Here is a 16,471-nt window from a genome sequence, read left to right as displayed (position 1 = left end):
GGCAGAGGGGATCAAACGAAAATACCAACCGTCTGCTCAGGCAATACTTACCGAAAGGAACTGATCTATCAGTTCACTCGCAAGGTGAGTTAGATGAAATAGCCAGACAGCTAAATGCCCGGCCAAGAAAAACGCTCGATTATGAGACCCCGGCAGAACGGTTTAACCAGTGTGTTGCAATGACCAGTTGAACCCTCAGCCAAACCAGACTAATACACCTATCTTTCCACCTGATAGGTTTGCAAGCCCGGCATATCCAAGCCGCCTATCGACATTGAGGCTCGGTTGCGAAGTCGAGCCTCAACCACCCTCCAACCGAACATATCACACAAATACCAGTTGACCCCACCCTGCGTTCTGATACCGTACTAGTACATGAATACACACCATCTAAATGAGCTGCTCGACCACCTGCTGAGCATGCGCGAGCGCGATGCGCTTGAAGAGGCCCTGCGCGATCTGTTGACCCCGGCGGAACTGACCGAGGTCTGCAATCGGCTGCAGATTCTGCGCATGCTGGAGGCCGGCGTGCCCCAGCGGGAGATTGCCCGGCAGCTTGGCGTCGGCATTGCCACCGTCACTCGGGGCGCGCGCGCCCTGAAGATCAAACAACGACAGGGATTATCATGAGCCAGAAACCGGCCCGCATCGAGCTGCCCCGCAAGCCACATTACGTGACGCTGGCGGCCGATATCGACTTCTTCGGCCTGTTCAAGAAGATCGAGCAACGCTTCGACAACTGCTTCATGCTGGAGTCGCTGGGCGAGGAGAGCCACATCTCGCGCCACTCCATCATCGGCTTCGACCCGGAGCAGATCCTCTGGGCCACCGAGGGCGAGTTGCATGTGCAGGGCCGTGACGGCGCGGTAGAGAGCTATGCCAGCGACAATCCCTACTATCTGCTGCGCGAGATCGTGCCCCAGAACATCATCTCGCGGAAGTACGCCGGTGGCCTGACCGGCTACATCGGCTACGACTGCATGAATTACTTCGAGCCGAGCCTGAACCTGCAGCACAGCGAGATGTTCGATGTGTTCCGTTTCGGCGTGTTCAAGGATGGCCTGATCCTCGATAAGATGACCGGCGAAGTGATCTATTTCCATTACGATGACAGCCGTATGGCGATGATCGAGCAAATTCTGGCCGAACCGGCAGTGCAAAGCGGCCCGCTGACAGTGACGCCGCTGGGCGAAACCATGAGCCAGGAAGAACACGCCGCCGCGGTGATGAAAGTGAAGCAGGACATCATCGAGGGCAAGATTTTCCAGTGCGAGGTCGGTTTCAAGAAGCGCTTCCGCCTGGAAGGCGACAGCATCAACCTGTACGAACAGCTGCGCGAGGTGAACCCCTCGCCACAAATGTACTACGTCAAGTTCGGCGAGCAGAAGCTGATCGGCGCTAGTCCCGAGCTGCTGTTCCGTCTGCGCCAGGGCGAGATGGAAACCTTCCCGCTGGCCGGTACCACCAAGCGTGGCGCCAATGAGGTGGAAGATACCCAGCACGCCCGCACCCTGCTCAACGACCCCAAGGAGATCGCCGAGCACAACATGATCGTCGACCTGCACCGCAACGATATCGGTCGCGTGGCCCGCTTCGGCACCGTCAAGGTGCGTAGCCTGATGGATATCAAGCGGTTCAGCCACGTACAGCACATCTCCAGCGAGATTGTCGGCATTATCTCTGAAGATAACGACATGTTCTCCGCTCTGGCGAGCAACTTCCCCGCCGGCACCCTGACCGGCGCACCCAAGATCGAGGCGATGAAGATCATCGACGATCTGGAATCCGACGGTCGCGGCCCCTACGGCGGTGCCGTAGGCCACTTCTCGTTCAACGGTGACTGCACCTTCGCCATCCCGATCCGCACCGTGTTCGCCAACGGCGAAAACGCCTACGTGCAAACCTGCGGCGGCAACGTCTACGACTCCAACCCGGAGGACGAATACGAAGAGATCCGGCGCAAGTTTGCCGGTACCAAGAAGGTTCTGGACCAGTTCAGCGCGGAGGGCCAGGCATGAAGGTCTACATCATCGACAATTACGACTCCTTCACCTACAACCTCTACCAATACATCGGCGAGATCCTCAGCACCGAGCAGCACCGGGGCCGTCTGGAGAGCTTCGAAATTGTGGTGAAACGCAATAATGAGGTGACGCTGGCCGATGTACAGGCCGCTGCGCCGGATCGGATCATCATCTCGCCGGGGCCGGGTTCCCCCGAAGACCCCGCCTACTTCGGTGTCTGTGCCGAGGTGATCCGTGAGCTGGGCCCGCAGATCCCGCTGATGGGGGTGTGCCTGGGCATGCAGGGCATCGTGCATGTGTTCGGTGGCAAAGTGGTGAAGGCACCGCTGCCGATGCACGGCAAGATCAGCCCGATCCGCCACACGGCCGAGGGCGTGTTCGCCAATACGCCGGACCAGCTGGAGATCATGCGCTATCACTCGCTGATGGCCGAGGCCCAAAGCCTGCCGGAGTGCCTGGACGTGACCGCCGTGGTCGGCGACCTGCCGGTGGCCAGCTTCACCGATCACGCCCGCATCCACCAAGGCGGCGATTTCGAGATCATGGGCGTGCGCCACCGCGAGCACCCGATCCACGGCATCCAGTTCCACCCGGAATCCTTCGCCACCGAAGGCGGCAAGGAACTGATCGCCAACTTCCTGTTTCAGGCCTGAGCCTGCCCTCCCGCCACTCCGCCCGGGCCTTGTGGCTCGGCGGGGTGGCCCAGAATCCCGATTGCTGCGTAAGCAGGCACACCCGTCCGGTTTGTCTCCGGTATAAAGTGTTCCGGTCTAAAGCGTACGACTGAACACCCTCCCGCGCTACACTCAGGTGGTAACGTCTGCCGATAACAAGGAGTATCCGTGCAACCTATTATTCAAATCCAGGGCATCGGCAAGACCTATGCGTCTGGATTCACCGCGCTCAAGTCGGTCGATCTTGAGATCCGACGCGGCGAAATCTTCGCCCTGCTCGGCCCCAACGGTGCCGGCAAAACCACCCTGATCAGCATTATCTGCGGCTTGGTCAATGCCAGCTCCGGACGGGTGCTGGCCGATGGCGTTGATATCGTCGAAGACTACCGCCGGGCGCGCAGCCTGATCGGGCTGGTGCCCCAGGAGCTGACCACCGATGCCTTTGAAACCGTCTGGGATACCGTCAGTTTCAGTCGCGGCCTGTTCGGCAAGCCCGACAACCCGGCACATATCGAAAAGGTGCTGCGTCAGCTGTCGCTCTGGGACAAACGCGATACCAAGATGCGTGCCCTCTCCGGCGGCATGAAGCGCCGCGTCATGATCGCCAAGGCGCTGTCCCATGAGCCCGGCATCCTGTTTCTCGATGAGCCCACCGCCGGGGTGGACGTGGAGCTGCGCCGCGACATGTGGGAAGTGGTGCGCGGCCTGCGCGACCAGGGCGTGACCATCATTCTGACCACCCATTACATCGAGGAAGCGGAAGAGATGGCCGACCGCATCGGCGTCATCAGCCGCGGCGAGTTGATTCTGGTGGAAGAGAAGGCCAGGCTCATGCAGCAGCTGGGCCAGAAGCAGCTGTACCTCTATCCGCAAACACCGCTGGAGACGCTGCCGGCCAGCCTGCAGCCGTACAGCCTCAGCCTGAACGAGGACGGCAGCTGCATCACCTACACCTTCGATGCCCATCAGGATACCAGCGGCATAGGCGCACTGCTGAACCGCCTCAGCCAGGAAGGCATCGACCTCAAGGATCTGCAGTCGAAGCAGAGTTCACTGGAAGAAATTTTCGTCAGCCTGGTCCACAGCCCGGAGGAAACGCGATGAATATCAATGGCATCCGCGCCATTTACCGTTTTGAAATGAACCGCACCCGGCGCACGCTGATGCAGAGCGTAATCTCGCCGGTGCTGTCGACCTCGCTCTATTTCATCGTTTTCGGCACCGCCATCGGCTCGCGCATGGGCGAGATCGACGGCATCAGCTACGGCGCCTTCATCATTCCCGGTCTGCTGATGCTGTCGCTGCTCAGCGAGAGCATCTCCAATGCCGCCTTCGGCATCTTCTTTCCGAAGTTTTCCGGCACCATTTACGAGGTGCTTTCGGCCCCCGTGTCGCCGTTCGAGATCGTCGCCGGCTATGTCGGCGCCGCCACCACCAAATCCCTGATCATCGGCGCGCTGATCCTGATCACCGCGCGGGTGTTCGTCGATTACAGCATCGCCCATCCGCTGTGGATGCTGGGCTTTCTGCTGCTCACCGCGCTGACCTTCAGCCTGTTCGGCTTCATCATCGGCGTCTGGGCCAACGACTTCCAGCAGCTGCAGATCATTCCGCTGATGGTGATCACACCGCTGACCTTCCTCGGCGGCGCCTTCTACTCCATCAACATGCTGCCCGAACCCTGGCAGACGCTGACCCTGTTCAACCCGGTGGTCTACCTGATCAACGGCTTCCGCTGGGCCTTTTACGGCGTGGCCGACGTGCACATGGGCCTGAGCCTGGGGATGACGCTGGGCTTCCTGCTCACCTGCATGGCGGCGGTCTGGTGGATCTTCCGCAGCGGCTATCGCATCAAGCCCTGATTTAAGGAGCGAAAGTGACTGGGCCAACCCTCGGTGCTACTCTGTACTTATCATGTAACACATAAGGCACGATCATGAGCGATGCAACCTTTACCTTCCGGGTTGACGACACACTGAAGGCTGAATTCTCCAAGGCAGCCAAGTCAAAAGACAGGACAGGAGCGCAACTGCTGCGCGACTTTATGCGTGATTATGTACGTGAACAGCAGGAAGCATCTGCACACGACGCATGGTTCCGCCGTGAGGTACAGGCAGGTCTTGAAGCGGCCGATGCGGGAGACATTTTGTCCGCAGAAGAGGTCGAGGCTGACGCTGCGCAGTGGCGTGCTCGTATTGAGCGTAAGCTCAATGACCCCGCCTCATGAAGTTGGTTTGGACACGACTGGCACGATTTGACCGCCAACAGATCCGTGAGCATGTAGCCAACGAAAACCCTGCTGCTGCGTTAGCGCTTGATGAGCTGGTTTCTGAAAAAGCGGCACGATTGGTTGACCACCCTGAATTGGGACGCATCGGTCGCGTCCCGGGGACTCGTGAACTGGTGGTACACACCCATTATTTGCTGGTCTACGATCTGAGGGGTGACAATGTTCGCATTCTGCGTTTGCTTCACGCCAAGCGGCAGTGGCCGCCCACATCCCGGGCTGGTTGATCAGGAGCAGGCCAACCATCCATAACAAGAGAGCACTATGGCAATTTACGAATACGACGGTCGGCGTCCCGAAGTGGACGACACGGCCTATGTCCATGAACAGGCGACCCTGATCGGTCAGGTCAAACTGGAAGCGGGCGTCAGTATCTGGCCCCAGGCGGTGCTGCGTGCGGACAACGATCTGATCCACATCGGCCACAACAGCAATGTGCAGGACGGCGCCGTGCTGCATACCGATCCGGGCATCCCGCTCAAGGTCGGCGCCAACGTCACCATCGGCCATCAGGTGATGCTGCACGGCTGCACCATCGGCGACGGCGCCCTGATCGGTATTCAGGCGGTGGTATTAAACGGGGCCAAAATCGGCAACAACTGTCTGGTGGGGGCCGGCGCGCTGGTCACCGAAGGCAAGGAGTTTCCCGACAACTCGCTGATCATGGGCAGCCCGGCGCGGGTGGTGCGTGAACTGAGTGAAGAGGCGCTCAAGGCGATGCGGGCGGGCACCGATTCCTACGCCAGCAAGGCGCGCACCTGCGCCACCAAGCTGAAGCGGATCGACTAGCGCCGCCCGCGCTATTCGTCGTCATAGCCCCGGAGCAACCGGCGCAGGTACCCGCAGCGGCAGCTCGGGCCTGGCAACGGCTAAAGCCCGTAACCGAGAATCGACATGCCGCTGCCCACCCACACCCTCACCGTCAGCCTCGACGACTGCCCGCAATGGCACCGGGGCATTCGCCATTACGCGGTCTGGTGTCTGCCCATCGAAGACCCGCAATGGCAGGCCTTTATCGAACAGGCGCAGGCTCGGCTGGCACCCTGGCTACACCCGGGCTATGCCCGCCAGCCGCACATTACCGTGCAGGCGGCCGGACTTGTGGATAAAAAACACTACGCCGCCGGCATGCGCTGTGCACAAATCCAGTCACTGGAGTTATACAGTCTATCCCCAATGTTATTAACAGCCGCTTCGCTGTCCACTTTTGCCACAGCGCCCTGGCTCGGAATCGAGGATGTGTATAACCGGTTGCAGTCGCTACGCCAGGTACTGCAGCAGAACTGCCCCGACGACTCGCCTCCTGCGCGTTACCAGCCCCATGTGACACTCGGCTTTTACCGTCGCACCTGTCGGGTTGACGAAGTCATGGCACGCTTGGCGCCCCTGCAGGCACAGGCGCGGGCCCTGCCGCCATTGCGAATCGAACGGCTGCAGTTATGCTATTACGACACTCATGAAACCCAGGGGCCACTGACCGTGAAAGAGCGCATTGAATTGAACAGCCAAAACCATCCACAGGACAGGCCCGGCGAGGCCGATCACGAGGACCCGCTGGCCGCGATCAGGCAAATGCGCCAGAATCAGCTGCGCGTCTGCGCTCTGAAACAGCAGGCCGAGCTGGAGCAATTGGTAGCCGGTGCCGGACACCGGGAGGCGGATGCCGACGCGGCGGATTGAACCCTGGTTACCCACAGCCAGTCGGCAGCACCAAAACTAGACACCCGGTCTAATTGTTTTAATAATGTGGATAACGTTTTATCCAGGTCGATCGCACATCCATGAAATTCAGCCAGCCCGACGTACCCACTCCGCCCCGCCGCCGCGGCCGCCCGCCCAAAGACAGTGCGCGCTCCTATGGCGAAACCCGCGCCGAACTGATCCGCGCCGGGCTCGCCCAGTTGACCGAGAAAGGCTACGCTTCGGTGGGCATCGACGCCATTTTGAAAACCGTGGGCGTACCCAAGGGCTCCTTCTATCACTACTTCAAGAGCAAGGAAGCCTTCGGCCAGGTGCTGATTGACGCCTATGCCGATTATTTCGCCCGCAAACTGGATCGTTTTCTGCTCAACGCCGACTATCCGCCGCTGCAGCGACTGCGGAATTTTATTGATGATGCCGCACAGGGGATGCGTCGCTACACCTTTCGCCGTGGCTGTCTGGTGGGCAATCTGGGACAGGAGATGAGCCTGCTGCCGGAGTCCTTCCGTCAACAGCTGAAAGAAGTGTTCGAGGACTGGCAGACGCGCACCGCACGCTGTCTGCGCGAAGCTCAGGCTGCAGGCGAGATCGGCACTGAACTGGATTGCGACCGGCTGGCGGCCTGGTTCTGGATCGGCTGGGAAGGTGCTGTGCTCAGGGCCAAGCTGGAAGCCTCAACACAGCCTCTGGAGATTTTTGCGGAAGGGTTTTTCCTGCGCCTGCAGCAATGAACGACAAGGGACGCCCCACGGCACCCCTGATCGGCTGACTCAGCGCGGCTGACGACCGAGGCTGTAGAACTCGTCATTCGGTCGCATGCTGGTCACGTTCGCCATGCGGTTGGAGAGGCCAAAAAAGGCGGCAATGGCCGCAATATCCCAGATATCCTCCTCATCAAAGCCATGCTCCTGCAGCAGCGCCATATCCTCGTCCCCCACCGCATAGGCCTGCATCGACACCTTGACGGCAAAATCGAGCATCGCCTTCTGGCGCGGAGTGATATCGGCCTTGCGATAGTTGACCGCCACCTGGTCGGCGATCAGCGGGTTCTTGGCGCGGATGCGCAGAATAGCACCGTGGGCCACCACGCAGTACTGACACTGGTTGAGGTTGCTGGTCGCCACCACGATCATCTCGCGCTCGGCAATGCTCAGGTTGCCCGGTTTTTCCATCAAGGCATCATGGTAGGCAAAGAAGGCGCGAAATTCCTCCGGCCGATGCGCCAGCACCAGAAACACATTGGGCACAAAACCGGCCTTTTCCTGCACCGCCAGAATGCGATCACGGATATCCTCCGGCATATCGGCCAGCTCAGGCACCGGAAAACGGCTGATGGCGTGCTGCGTTACTTCACTCATTTCGACTCTCCTGATTGTCGAGACTCAATAGTCGGGGCTTAATTGTCAGGGCTCACTTATAGGGACTTAATTGTCAGGACTTAATAGTCGGGAATCGCATCCCTGATAATTATTCGCCGGATACCGGCACCACGATGCGGCCACGGATCTGGCCCTGCATCATCAGCGGCGCCTGCTCGATCACCTGGTCGAAGGGCACCTCGCTGATCAGGCTTTCCAGCGTGTCGATGTCCAGATCCTGTGCCAGACGCTGCCAGGCCTGCAGACGCTCTGCCTTGGGCGCCATCACGCTGTCCACGCCGACTAGGGTCACGCCACGCAGAATGAACGGGGCCACCGTGGCCGGGAAGTTCATCCCCGCCGCCAGACCACAGGCCGCGACCACACCGCGGTATTGCATCGCCGCGCAGACATTGGCCAGCACCTGGCCACCGGCCACGTCGATGGCCCCGGCCCACTGCTCCTTCGCCAGCGGACGGCCCTTGCCGCTGTACTCGGCACGATCGACAATACGCGCCGCCCCAAGACGTTTGAGGAATTCCGCCTCCTGCGGACGACCGGTCATGGCCGCCACCTCGTAGCCCAGCTTGGCCAGCACGGCCACGGCCACGCTGCCCACGCCCCCGGCCGCACCGGTGACCAGAATCGGGCCGTCGGCGGGCTTCACGCCCTGCTTTTCCAACGCCAGTACGCACAGCATGGCGGTATAACCGGCGGTGCCCAGACCCATGGCCTGACGCGGCGTGAACGGCGCCTGCAGCGGTACCAGCCAGTCGGCGGGGACACGCGCCTTCTCGGCCAGCCCGCCCCAGTGCTTCTCGCCCACGCCCCAGCCGTTCAGCACCACCTGATCACCGGGCTTGAACTCGGGGTTGTCGGAGCTTTCCACCACCCCGGCAAAGTCGATACCCGGCACCATCGGGTAGGATTTGGCGATGGGCGCACTGCCGGTCAATGCCAGCGCATCCTTGTAGTTCATCGTGGTGTACGCCACGCGGACGGTGACATCCCCCTCGGGCAGCTGGGCCTCGTCCAGCTCCTGAAACGCAACGCTCTGCTGATCTTCCACCTTGTCGAGCACGATAGCCTTGAACATGAATCCTCCTGCCGAGAGACGGGCACCGATCACACGGCGCAATTAATTAGACGACCGTCTAATTAAAGATCCAGCGACAGGATCTGTCCAGTATTTTGAACGATTTTTTTATCCGGGCTGCCGACTCCGACTGTGGATAACCGGCCAGGCCCACACATTATCAGGCCTCGGTGTCAGCCCGTATTCTCGCCGCCCGTTCCGGTTACCGGCGCTTTGGCCTTGGCCGCCCAGTCCTGAAACTGGCTGAGCAGGTCCACCGGCAGCGGGAACACGATGGTATGGCTGTGCTGACCGGCGATCTCGGTCAGGGTCTGCATGTAGCGCAGCTGGATCGCCTGCGGCTGCTGCGCCAGAGTTTGTGCCGCTTTCAGCAACTGCTCTGAGGCTTCCTGCTCGCCCAGCGCATGAATCACCTTGGCACGGCGGGCACGCTCGGCCTCGGCCTGGCGGGCGATGGCGCGGATCATGCTTTCGTCCAGATCCACGTGCTTGATCTCCACGTTGGCCACCTTGATGCCCCAGGCGTCGGTCTGCTTGTCGAGGATTTTCTGGATATCCACGTTGAGCTGGTCACGCTCGGACAGCATCTCGTCCAGCTCGTGCTGGCCCAGCACCGAACGCAGGGTCGTTTGCGACAGCTGACTGGTGGCTTCCAGGTAGTTTTCCACATGAATCACCGCCCGTTCGGGATCGACCACGCGGAAGTAGATCACCGCGTTGACCCGCACCGAGACGTTGTCGCGCGAGATCACGTCCTGGGTCGGCACGTCCATCACCAGGGTACGCAGATCCACCCGCACCATCTGCTGGATCAGCGGTACGATGATGATCAGGCCAGGCCCTTTCACCTTGTAAAAGCGCCCCAGCAGAAACACCACGCCGCGCTCGTATTCGCGCAGAATGCGGAACATGGAGATCAGCAGCAGCACCACCAGTATCACGACGGTGGTCATGAAGTAGGGAAATCCGAACATGTTATGACTCCTCTTTGTCCACCAGCAGATGCAGGCCGGCACTGCCGGTGACCCGCACCCGATCACCGGGCTGCAGCGCCTGCGCGCAGCGTACCGGCCAGAGTTCGCTCTCGAAGCGCACCATCGCCTCGCCGTCTTGCAACGCGGCCACGGCCAGCGTCTGTCCCCTGGCCGCATCGACTCCGATGCTCTGCGGTCGGCTGCGCGCCCGCAGTGCCATGGAAACCACGCCGAAGACCACCATTACCGTGGTCAGGCCAACGGCGGCCACCACCGGCCAGGCCAGCTGATACGCGGGTAGCTCGGTATCCATCAGCATGATCGAGCCGACAATGAAAGCGATGGCGCCGCCCACGCCGAGAATACCGAAACTGGGGGCATAAGCCTCGGCGATAATCAGACCGATGCCCAGCAGCATCAGGCCCAGGCCGGCATAGCTGATCGGCAACACCTGGAAGGCGTACAGCGCCACCATCAGGCTAATCAGGCCCAGCACGCCGGGCACGCCGAAACCGGGGTTGGAAAATTCGAAGATCAGGCCATAGATGCCGATCAGCATCAGCAGGTAGGCCACATTGGGGTTGGTGATCACGGCCAGAAAATCGGTGCGCCAGTCGGGCTGGAATTCCACCCGCGGGGCGTTGCTCAGCTGCAGGCTCAGAGTGCGGCCATCCAGTTCAACATCGCGGCCCTCCAGCGCCGCCAGCAGCTGCTCCAGGTCGGGGGCGATCAGGTCAATCACCTGCTGCTCCAGCGCCTGCTCGGCACTGAGGCTACTGCCCTCGCGCACCGCCTGTTCGGCCCAGTCGGCGTTGCGGCCGCGCAACTCGGCCAGGCTGCGAATGTAGGCCACGGCATCATTGACAATCTTGCGCTCCAGGGCGCTGCCGCTGCGTTGGGGCGTGACCGGATCGTCATCGGGTTCAGGGTCAAAACTGGGCGTGCCGCCGCCCAGTGAAACCGGCGTGGCCGCGCCCAGATTGGTCGCCGGGGCCATGGCCGCTACATGGCAGCTGTAGAGCAGATAGGTCCCGGCACTGGCCGCACGGGCGCCACCGGGGGCAACGTAGCCGATCACGGGTACCGGCGAGGCCAGCACCGCCGAGATCATACTGCGCATGGACAGATCCAGCCCACCGGGTGTGTCGATGCGCAGAACGACCGCTCGGGCGTTGGCCCGGGCCGCCTGTTCCAGTCCCCGGACCAGATAGTCGCTGCTGGCCGGCCCGACAGCTCCCTTGAGGTTCAGAATCCAGACCGCGTCGGCCGGCGGTGGCGCGCTGTCGGCTGCCGCAACCGGTGCCAGCAGCAGACACAGCACCAGACTCGCCAGCCAGCGGGTTATGAATGGCATGAGATACCCCCGTTGCTGATCCCAGTATAGAAGAGGAATCCGGGGGCGGCGCCCGGCGTCGATTCAGGCCGAGGTGAAGCGGCGCAGGTACTGATAGAGTTCGAGCATGGTACGGGTCAGTGGCCGCGACTGGTTGAGGGCGATCCAGTAGTGGCGTCCGGACACCATGACAGTATCGCCTACCGGCACCAGTTCCCCCGTGGCCAGCTTGTCATCGAGCAGGTTGCGCGCGCCCAGCGCGATGCCCTGCCCGCGCTTGGCCGCATCGATCAGCATGATGTAGTTGTTGAACAGCCCCGCGACCTCGAGCCCGGCGCCATTCTCGCCCTGTGCCTGCAGCCAGGTGTCCCAGTCGATCCAGCTGGGCTCGATGCGCTCCACATCGAGCAGCTTGTGCGCTTTCAGATCCGCCACCGTCGCGCAGGCCTGCGGATGCGCCTCAAGATAGGCCGGGCTGGCCACCGGAATTAGCTCCTCAGCAAACAATTGCTCCATCTCCCAGCCGGCACGCGGCCCCGGCTCATAGGTAATGACAATGTGCACATCATCCGTGAACAGATCTTCGGTGGTGTCGGAAGTAATCACCCGGGTATTGAGCTCGCGGGCCGGGTGCGCCTGCCGGTACAGGCTCAAGACCCGGCCCAGCCAGTAGTGCGAGACGGCGGTATTGGCGGCAATGGTCACCGTATTCTGCTGCCGCGCGTCGCTCAACTCTTCCACCGCACCGGCCAGGTAGTTGAACGATGCGCTGACTTTCTGGTGTAACTGCCGCCCGGCAGCACTGAGCACCACCCGACGTCCGTGACGCTCAAAAAGCTCACACTGCAGGTAGTCTTCCAGGTACTTCATCTGCTTGCTGACCGCCGCCTGGGTGACATGCAGTTCACGGGCCGCCTGAGTGAAATTCAGCGTGCGGCCGGCGGCTTCAAACACCAGCAGACTGTAGGGGGTCGGCAGACGGTGGCGTAAACTCTTCATAACTTTAAGTTATCTAGTCTGATGAAAATTCAATGCATGTCGCAATATATCGCATCGCTATATAATTTTGTTCATTTTTTATCAGCTGCTGATTAGTGCAGTTCACCTACAGGGCCTGCGCACGTGCACCTGTGCTGCCCAGATTTCACACGGATACCGGCATTTGTCGATAACGCCCCGCTTTAAAGGGAGCAAGACCGGAGTCAGACCCGAAACCGGCCCCCTGCGGTGGCATGAGCGACAGGCGCCAGCCGAACATGATCGTTAGCGAGCCTGCCCCGCTAATTATTCGTCATGTCGTGGTATCCGAACCGATTAACCCGATAAAAAGGAGGCCGTTATTTTTAGTTTCGGTACAAAACCTCACCCCCTCTTTACAACCTGCATTCATGTTAGTTATCACATATCCGGAGGCCGGGCATGAGCTATTCCAACAGCATGCAGATTGACCTGTCCGAGAACGGCTTCTACGCCGGACTCAACCCCTTTGTCACGCTGTTCAGCAAGGCGATCATTGCACTGATCGTGGTCTATGCGGTTGTGTTTCCAGAAGCGGCCGTGACCACCCTCAGCGCCATCAACGGGCTGCTGCTGAAAACATTCAACAGCTACTACATCTACACCGCCAGCCTGTTCATGCTGTTCTGTCTCGCCCTGGCCCTGAGTCGCTTCGGCCGCATTCGCCTGGGTCGAGAAGACGAGCAGCCCGAGTTCGGCGTATTCTCCTGGTTTGCGATGATGTTCAGCGCCGGCATGGGCATCGGCTTGATGTTCTACTCCATCGGCGAGCCGCTGTATCACTTCCAGTCCAACCCGGCGCTGATGCAAAGTGCAGCCGAAGGCGGCACCGGCGCCGCCGTGCCCAGCGCCATGCGCTACAGCTTCCTTCACTGGGGCCTGCATGCCTGGGGCATCTATGTGTCGGCCGGCCTGTGCATGGCTTACTTTGCCTTCCGTAAGGGGCTGCCACTGACCATCCGTTCCACCCTGTATCCGCTGCTGGGCAACGCGCTGAACGGGCCGCTGGGGCACGCCATCGATGTGCTCGCCGTGGTGGCCACCAGCCTGGGCGTGGCCACCACCATGGGCACCGGGGTGACCCAGCTGGTGGCCGGTCTTGAATTCATCACCGGCACCGGATTGCTGATCAATACCCAGGGCGAACCGACCCTGTTGGCCCTGATCGTGACGCTGGTACTGATCATGCTGCTGTCCACCGTGTCGGCCCTGACCGGGGTCACCCGTGGCGTCAAATGGCTCAGCCAGGTGAACATCTACCTGTCCATCGGCCTGCTGGCGTTCTTCATGCTGCTGGGGTCCAGCCTGTACAGTTTGGCGCTGTTCGGTAGCAGCCTGGTGGATTACGCCACCAACCTGATGCCGATGTCCTTTGCCGTGGCCGAAACCAACACTGAGATCGGCGGCTGGCAGACCGGATGGACCATCTTCTACTGGGCCTGGTGGATCGCCTTTGCCCCCTTCGTCGGGCTGTTCCTGGCACGCATTTCCCGCGGCCGCACCATCCGCCAGTTCGTGGTCGGCTGCATGCTGGTGCCCAGCCTGATCTGCTTTGCCTGGATGACCTTCATGGGCGGGACCGGGCTGGATCTGGAGCTGAACGGGGCCGCCAACGGCGCCATCGCCCAGGCCGCCAGCGACAATATCGCCTCGGTGCTGTTCGTCACCATCGATCTGATCGATACCGGTCTGCTGGCAGAAATCGTGAAGATCGGCTCCATCGTGCTGATCGTCACCTATCTGGTGACCTCGGCCGATTCCGGGGTGCTGGTGCTGAACACCATCATGGCCGGTGGCAACAGCGAACCGCTGCGTCGTCACCGTCTGGTCTGGGGCATCATTCTGACGCTGGTGGTCGGCTCGCTGCTGATGGCCGGTGGCCTGGGGGCCATCAAGACCGCCATGATCATCGGCGCGCTGCCGTTCTCGCTGGTGATGGTGCTGATGTGTGTCTCGATGGTGAAGTCGCTGCTGCAGACCGAACCGCGCCACCATAGCGCCGTGCGGGCCGACTGACCCCGTCCGTCCCCGAAGCCTTGCCTGCCGTCAGTCGATGGCCGACAGGGCCGGGGCGTTGTCGGCGGCGACCACCCGGTTGCGGCCGCTGTCCTTGGCCCAGTACAGCGCTCTGTCGGCCCGTGCCAGCAACGCGCTGGTCGACTCGCCCGGCTGATGCATGGCCGTCCCAAAACTGGCGGTTACATGCAACCGTTGCGTGGATTCTGGCCCATCGATCGGACAGCAGCGGGTATCAAAGCGGTGGCGGATGCGCTCGGCCAGCTGCAGCAGGTCATCCGCCTGCAGGTGCTCGACCAGCACCAGAAACTCCTCACCGCCGATACGGCCGAAGGTATCCTGGCTGCGCAGCAGCTCACGCACTTCCTGGGTGTAGAAGGCCAGCACCCGATCGCCCACCGGATGGCCGTATTCATCGTTGATCTGCTTGAAGTAATCCAGGTCGATCATGATCACGCCAAAGGCCGTGCCGGTGTCGATCGACCGCTCCAGCTGCTGCAGGGTGGCACGCCGATTGAGACAGCCGGTCAGTTCATCCGTGGTAGCCTGACGTCGCAAATGATTTTCGGCCGCCAGGTGGTCTGTGTCATCACCGAAACTGATAACGGCGCCGCCGGTGTACGGCCCCTTGGGCATGGGGGTCACTGTGGCATGCACTGGCAGAATGTGGCCACCACGGGTGCGGAAGAAGTCGCGCTGGCCCTGCTGGCGCTGGCCGGTGCGCAGTGCCCGGTGTGTCGGGCATTCGTCCGGGTGCAGTACCTGGCCGTCCGGGCCGATGTGGATCATCTCGTGCAGGTTCTCACCCAGTAGCTCGGCTTCGCGCCAGCCCAGCAGGCGTTCGGCCTCGGGGTTTAGCCAGCGGGTATGACCATGGGCATCCACCATGATCAGGCCGTTACCGGCTTCATGCGTGATCAGACGCAACTGCTGTTCACTGTCGGCAATCTGCCGGTGCAACTTAAGCTGCCGTCGGCGCACCAGATGACGCGCCCCCAGCAGGGCCAGCCCCGCCAGTCCACCGGCCAGCAGGGTCCGATCGGTACGCATCTGATATTCGCGCTCCAGAGCATCACAGGTTTGACCGGGTTCGCGCAGGCCCAGCAGCCAGCGCGGTGCCTGTACCGGGCCCTCGCCGAAGCGGGTCCAGGCATACACCAGACAGTCGGTACCGGCACTCAGGTTGCCGCTGTCCGTAGCCTGCATCTGTGCCCACTGCTGCGGCAGTTCCACCGCCAGACCGGTGCGGTCGGTAAACATGAACTGCCAGTCCCGGTCCTGCCCGCCCAGCAGCCAGTGCCCCTGGTCGTTCAACAGCAGCGGAGAGAAGGGGGCCGGCAGCGCCTGCGCCAGGTTCTGCAGCAGCTCGGCCCCACGATAATTGATCACTATCAGGCCGCGCAGCTGCGCGGCCTGATACACCGGCATGACCATGCGCAGCATTGGCTTATAGGGAGTTTCAATTTGGCCCCGCTCGATGTTCAGATCCAGCGGTGACAGATAGCGGGTGCCAGCCGGCAACGCCAGGCCGGCCACGACATAGTAGCGATCGGCCTTATTCTGCAGCTGCGCCTCAGGCACGACATGACTGGTGCCGGAAGCCAGCTGATTGATACGAATGCGTTCTTGCCCCTGCGCATCCAGCAGGCGAATCTGGTCATAGGAGGGCCGCAGGCGTGCCAGTGCCAGATAACTCTGTTCCAGCAGCTCCAGCGTATCCGCGTCCTGACGACGCAGGTACCGCTGCAGCAGGGGCGAGGTCGCCAGGCGGCTGACATCGAGCTGTACCGCTGCCAGCGTGTGCTGCAGCTGCTGCTCCAGCCGGGACAGGTAATAGTCATGCTGCTGCAGACGCAGTTGTCGGGCCTGCTGCCAGGAACGCTCCAGTCCCAGTTCCGCCAACAGCAGCAACAGGGCCAACACCAGCAGACCGCTCAACCAGAACAGCACGCCCCCCCAGCGGGGCGAAAGGTCAATTTTCATGGGCATCC

At 61.4% G+C, this 16,471-nt stretch carries 18 protein-coding genes; 12 read left to right on the top strand and 6 right to left on the bottom strand.

Annotated elements, in window-relative coordinates:
- The 11 genes from KTN04_RS08520 to acuR form a co-directional block, all read left to right on the top strand.
- Positions 1–191, top strand: a 191-nt coding sequence (locus KTN04_RS08520; protein ID WP_407659250.1) for a transposase, incomplete at its 5' end; no start/stop codon positions are given.
- 184 nt (positions 192–375) lie between these two features.
- Positions 376–630 carry a Trp family transcriptional regulator gene (locus KTN04_RS08515; protein WP_217334796.1) on the top strand — a complete coding sequence of 85 codons (255 nt, stop codon included), beginning with the start codon at positions 376–378 and terminating at the stop codon, positions 628–630.
- Positions 627–2,018 carry an anthranilate synthase component I family protein gene (locus KTN04_RS08510; RefSeq protein ID WP_217334795.1) on the top strand — a complete coding sequence of 464 codons (1,392 nt, stop codon included), beginning with the start codon at positions 627–629 and terminating at the stop codon, positions 2,016–2,018. The genes KTN04_RS08515 and KTN04_RS08510 overlap by 4 nt, the downstream gene beginning before the upstream one ends.
- Entirely contained in the window at positions 2,015–2,677 is a 663-nt protein-coding gene (locus tag KTN04_RS08505) for an anthranilate synthase component II (RefSeq protein ID WP_217334794.1), read from the top strand. Before KTN04_RS08510 ends, KTN04_RS08505 begins: the two co-directional genes overlap by 4 nt.
- A 189-nt stretch (positions 2,678–2,866) precedes the next feature.
- Complete coding sequence (locus KTN04_RS08500; RefSeq protein WP_217334793.1) at positions 2,867–3,802, top strand: ABC transporter ATP-binding protein; 936 nt, start codon at positions 2,867–2,869, stop codon at positions 3,800–3,802.
- Positions 3,799–4,560: an ABC transporter permease gene (locus KTN04_RS08495; RefSeq protein ID WP_217334792.1), complete on the top strand. Its 762-nt coding sequence runs from the start codon at positions 3,799–3,801 to the stop codon at positions 4,558–4,560. The genes KTN04_RS08500 and KTN04_RS08495 overlap by 4 nt, the downstream gene beginning before the upstream one ends.
- Positions 4,561–4,634: 74 nt before the next feature.
- A complete protein-coding gene (locus KTN04_RS08490; protein WP_217334791.1) occupies positions 4,635–4,925 on the top strand; it encodes a CopG family ribbon-helix-helix protein in 291 nt (96 codons plus the stop codon).
- Positions 4,922–5,212 (top strand): type II toxin-antitoxin system RelE/ParE family toxin, encoded by a 291-nt coding sequence (locus KTN04_RS08485; protein WP_217334790.1) that lies wholly within the window; start codon positions 4,922–4,924, stop codon positions 5,210–5,212. Before KTN04_RS08490 ends, KTN04_RS08485 begins: the two co-directional genes overlap by 4 nt.
- A 37-nt stretch (positions 5,213–5,249) precedes the next feature.
- Positions 5,250–5,774, top strand: a complete 525-nt coding sequence (locus tag KTN04_RS08480; protein ID WP_217334789.1) for a gamma carbonic anhydrase family protein — start codon at positions 5,250–5,252, stop codon at positions 5,772–5,774.
- A gap of 105 nt (positions 5,775–5,879) precedes the next feature.
- A complete protein-coding gene (locus tag KTN04_RS08475; protein ID WP_217334788.1) occupies positions 5,880–6,665 on the top strand; it encodes a 2'-5' RNA ligase family protein in 786 nt (261 codons plus the stop codon).
- Between the two features lie 101 nt (positions 6,666–6,766).
- A complete protein-coding gene (gene acuR / locus KTN04_RS08470) occupies positions 6,767–7,417 on the top strand; it encodes an acrylate utilization transcriptional regulator AcuR (protein ID WP_217334787.1) in 651 nt (216 codons plus the stop codon).
- 39 nt (positions 7,418–7,456) lie between these two features.
- Here the strand turns inward: acuR and KTN04_RS08465 are convergent, their stop codons facing one another.
- From KTN04_RS08465 to KTN04_RS08445, 5 genes are all read right to left on the bottom strand, one after another.
- Positions 7,457–8,044 (bottom strand): peroxidase-related enzyme, encoded by a 588-nt coding sequence (locus tag KTN04_RS08465; RefSeq protein ID WP_217334786.1) that lies wholly within the window; start codon positions 8,042–8,044, stop codon positions 7,457–7,459.
- A 109-nt stretch (positions 8,045–8,153) separates the two neighbouring features.
- Positions 8,154–9,140: an acrylyl-CoA reductase (NADPH) gene (acuI, locus tag KTN04_RS08460; RefSeq protein WP_217334785.1), complete on the bottom strand. Its 987-nt coding sequence runs from the start codon at positions 9,138–9,140 to the stop codon at positions 8,154–8,156.
- A gap of 173 nt (positions 9,141–9,313) precedes the next feature.
- On the bottom strand, positions 9,314–10,114 hold the full coding sequence (locus KTN04_RS08455) for a slipin family protein (protein ID WP_217334784.1): 801 nt from the start codon (positions 10,112–10,114) through the stop codon (positions 9,314–9,316).
- 1 nt (position 10,115) lies between these two features.
- Positions 10,116–11,468 carry an NfeD family protein gene (locus KTN04_RS08450; protein ID WP_217334783.1) on the bottom strand — a complete coding sequence of 451 codons (1,353 nt, stop codon included), beginning with the start codon at positions 11,466–11,468 and terminating at the stop codon, positions 10,116–10,118.
- Positions 11,469–11,531: 63 nt separating this feature from the next.
- Entirely contained in the window at positions 11,532–12,446 is a 915-nt protein-coding gene (locus KTN04_RS08445) for a LysR substrate-binding domain-containing protein (protein ID WP_217334782.1), read from the bottom strand.
- A gap of 420 nt (positions 12,447–12,866) precedes the next feature.
- On the opposite strand from KTN04_RS08445, the gene KTN04_RS08440 reads away from it, so the two are divergent.
- Positions 12,867–14,480, top strand: a complete 1,614-nt coding sequence (locus KTN04_RS08440) for a BCCT family transporter (protein ID WP_217334781.1) — start codon at positions 12,867–12,869, stop codon at positions 14,478–14,480.
- Between the two features lie 30 nt (positions 14,481–14,510).
- Here the strand turns inward: KTN04_RS08440 and KTN04_RS08435 are convergent, their stop codons facing one another.
- On the bottom strand, positions 14,511–16,463 hold the full coding sequence (locus KTN04_RS08435; protein WP_217334780.1) for a sensor domain-containing diguanylate cyclase: 1,953 nt from the start codon (positions 16,461–16,463) through the stop codon (positions 14,511–14,513).
- Positions 16,464–16,471: the final 8 nt, after the last annotated feature.

The sequence above is a fragment of the Marinobacterium weihaiense genome, from assembly GCF_019061305.1.
GTDB classification, from domain to species: Bacteria; Pseudomonadota; Gammaproteobacteria; order Pseudomonadales; family Balneatricaceae; genus Marinobacterium; species Marinobacterium weihaiense.
This window is presented reverse-complemented; position numbering and strand designations above follow the sequence as displayed.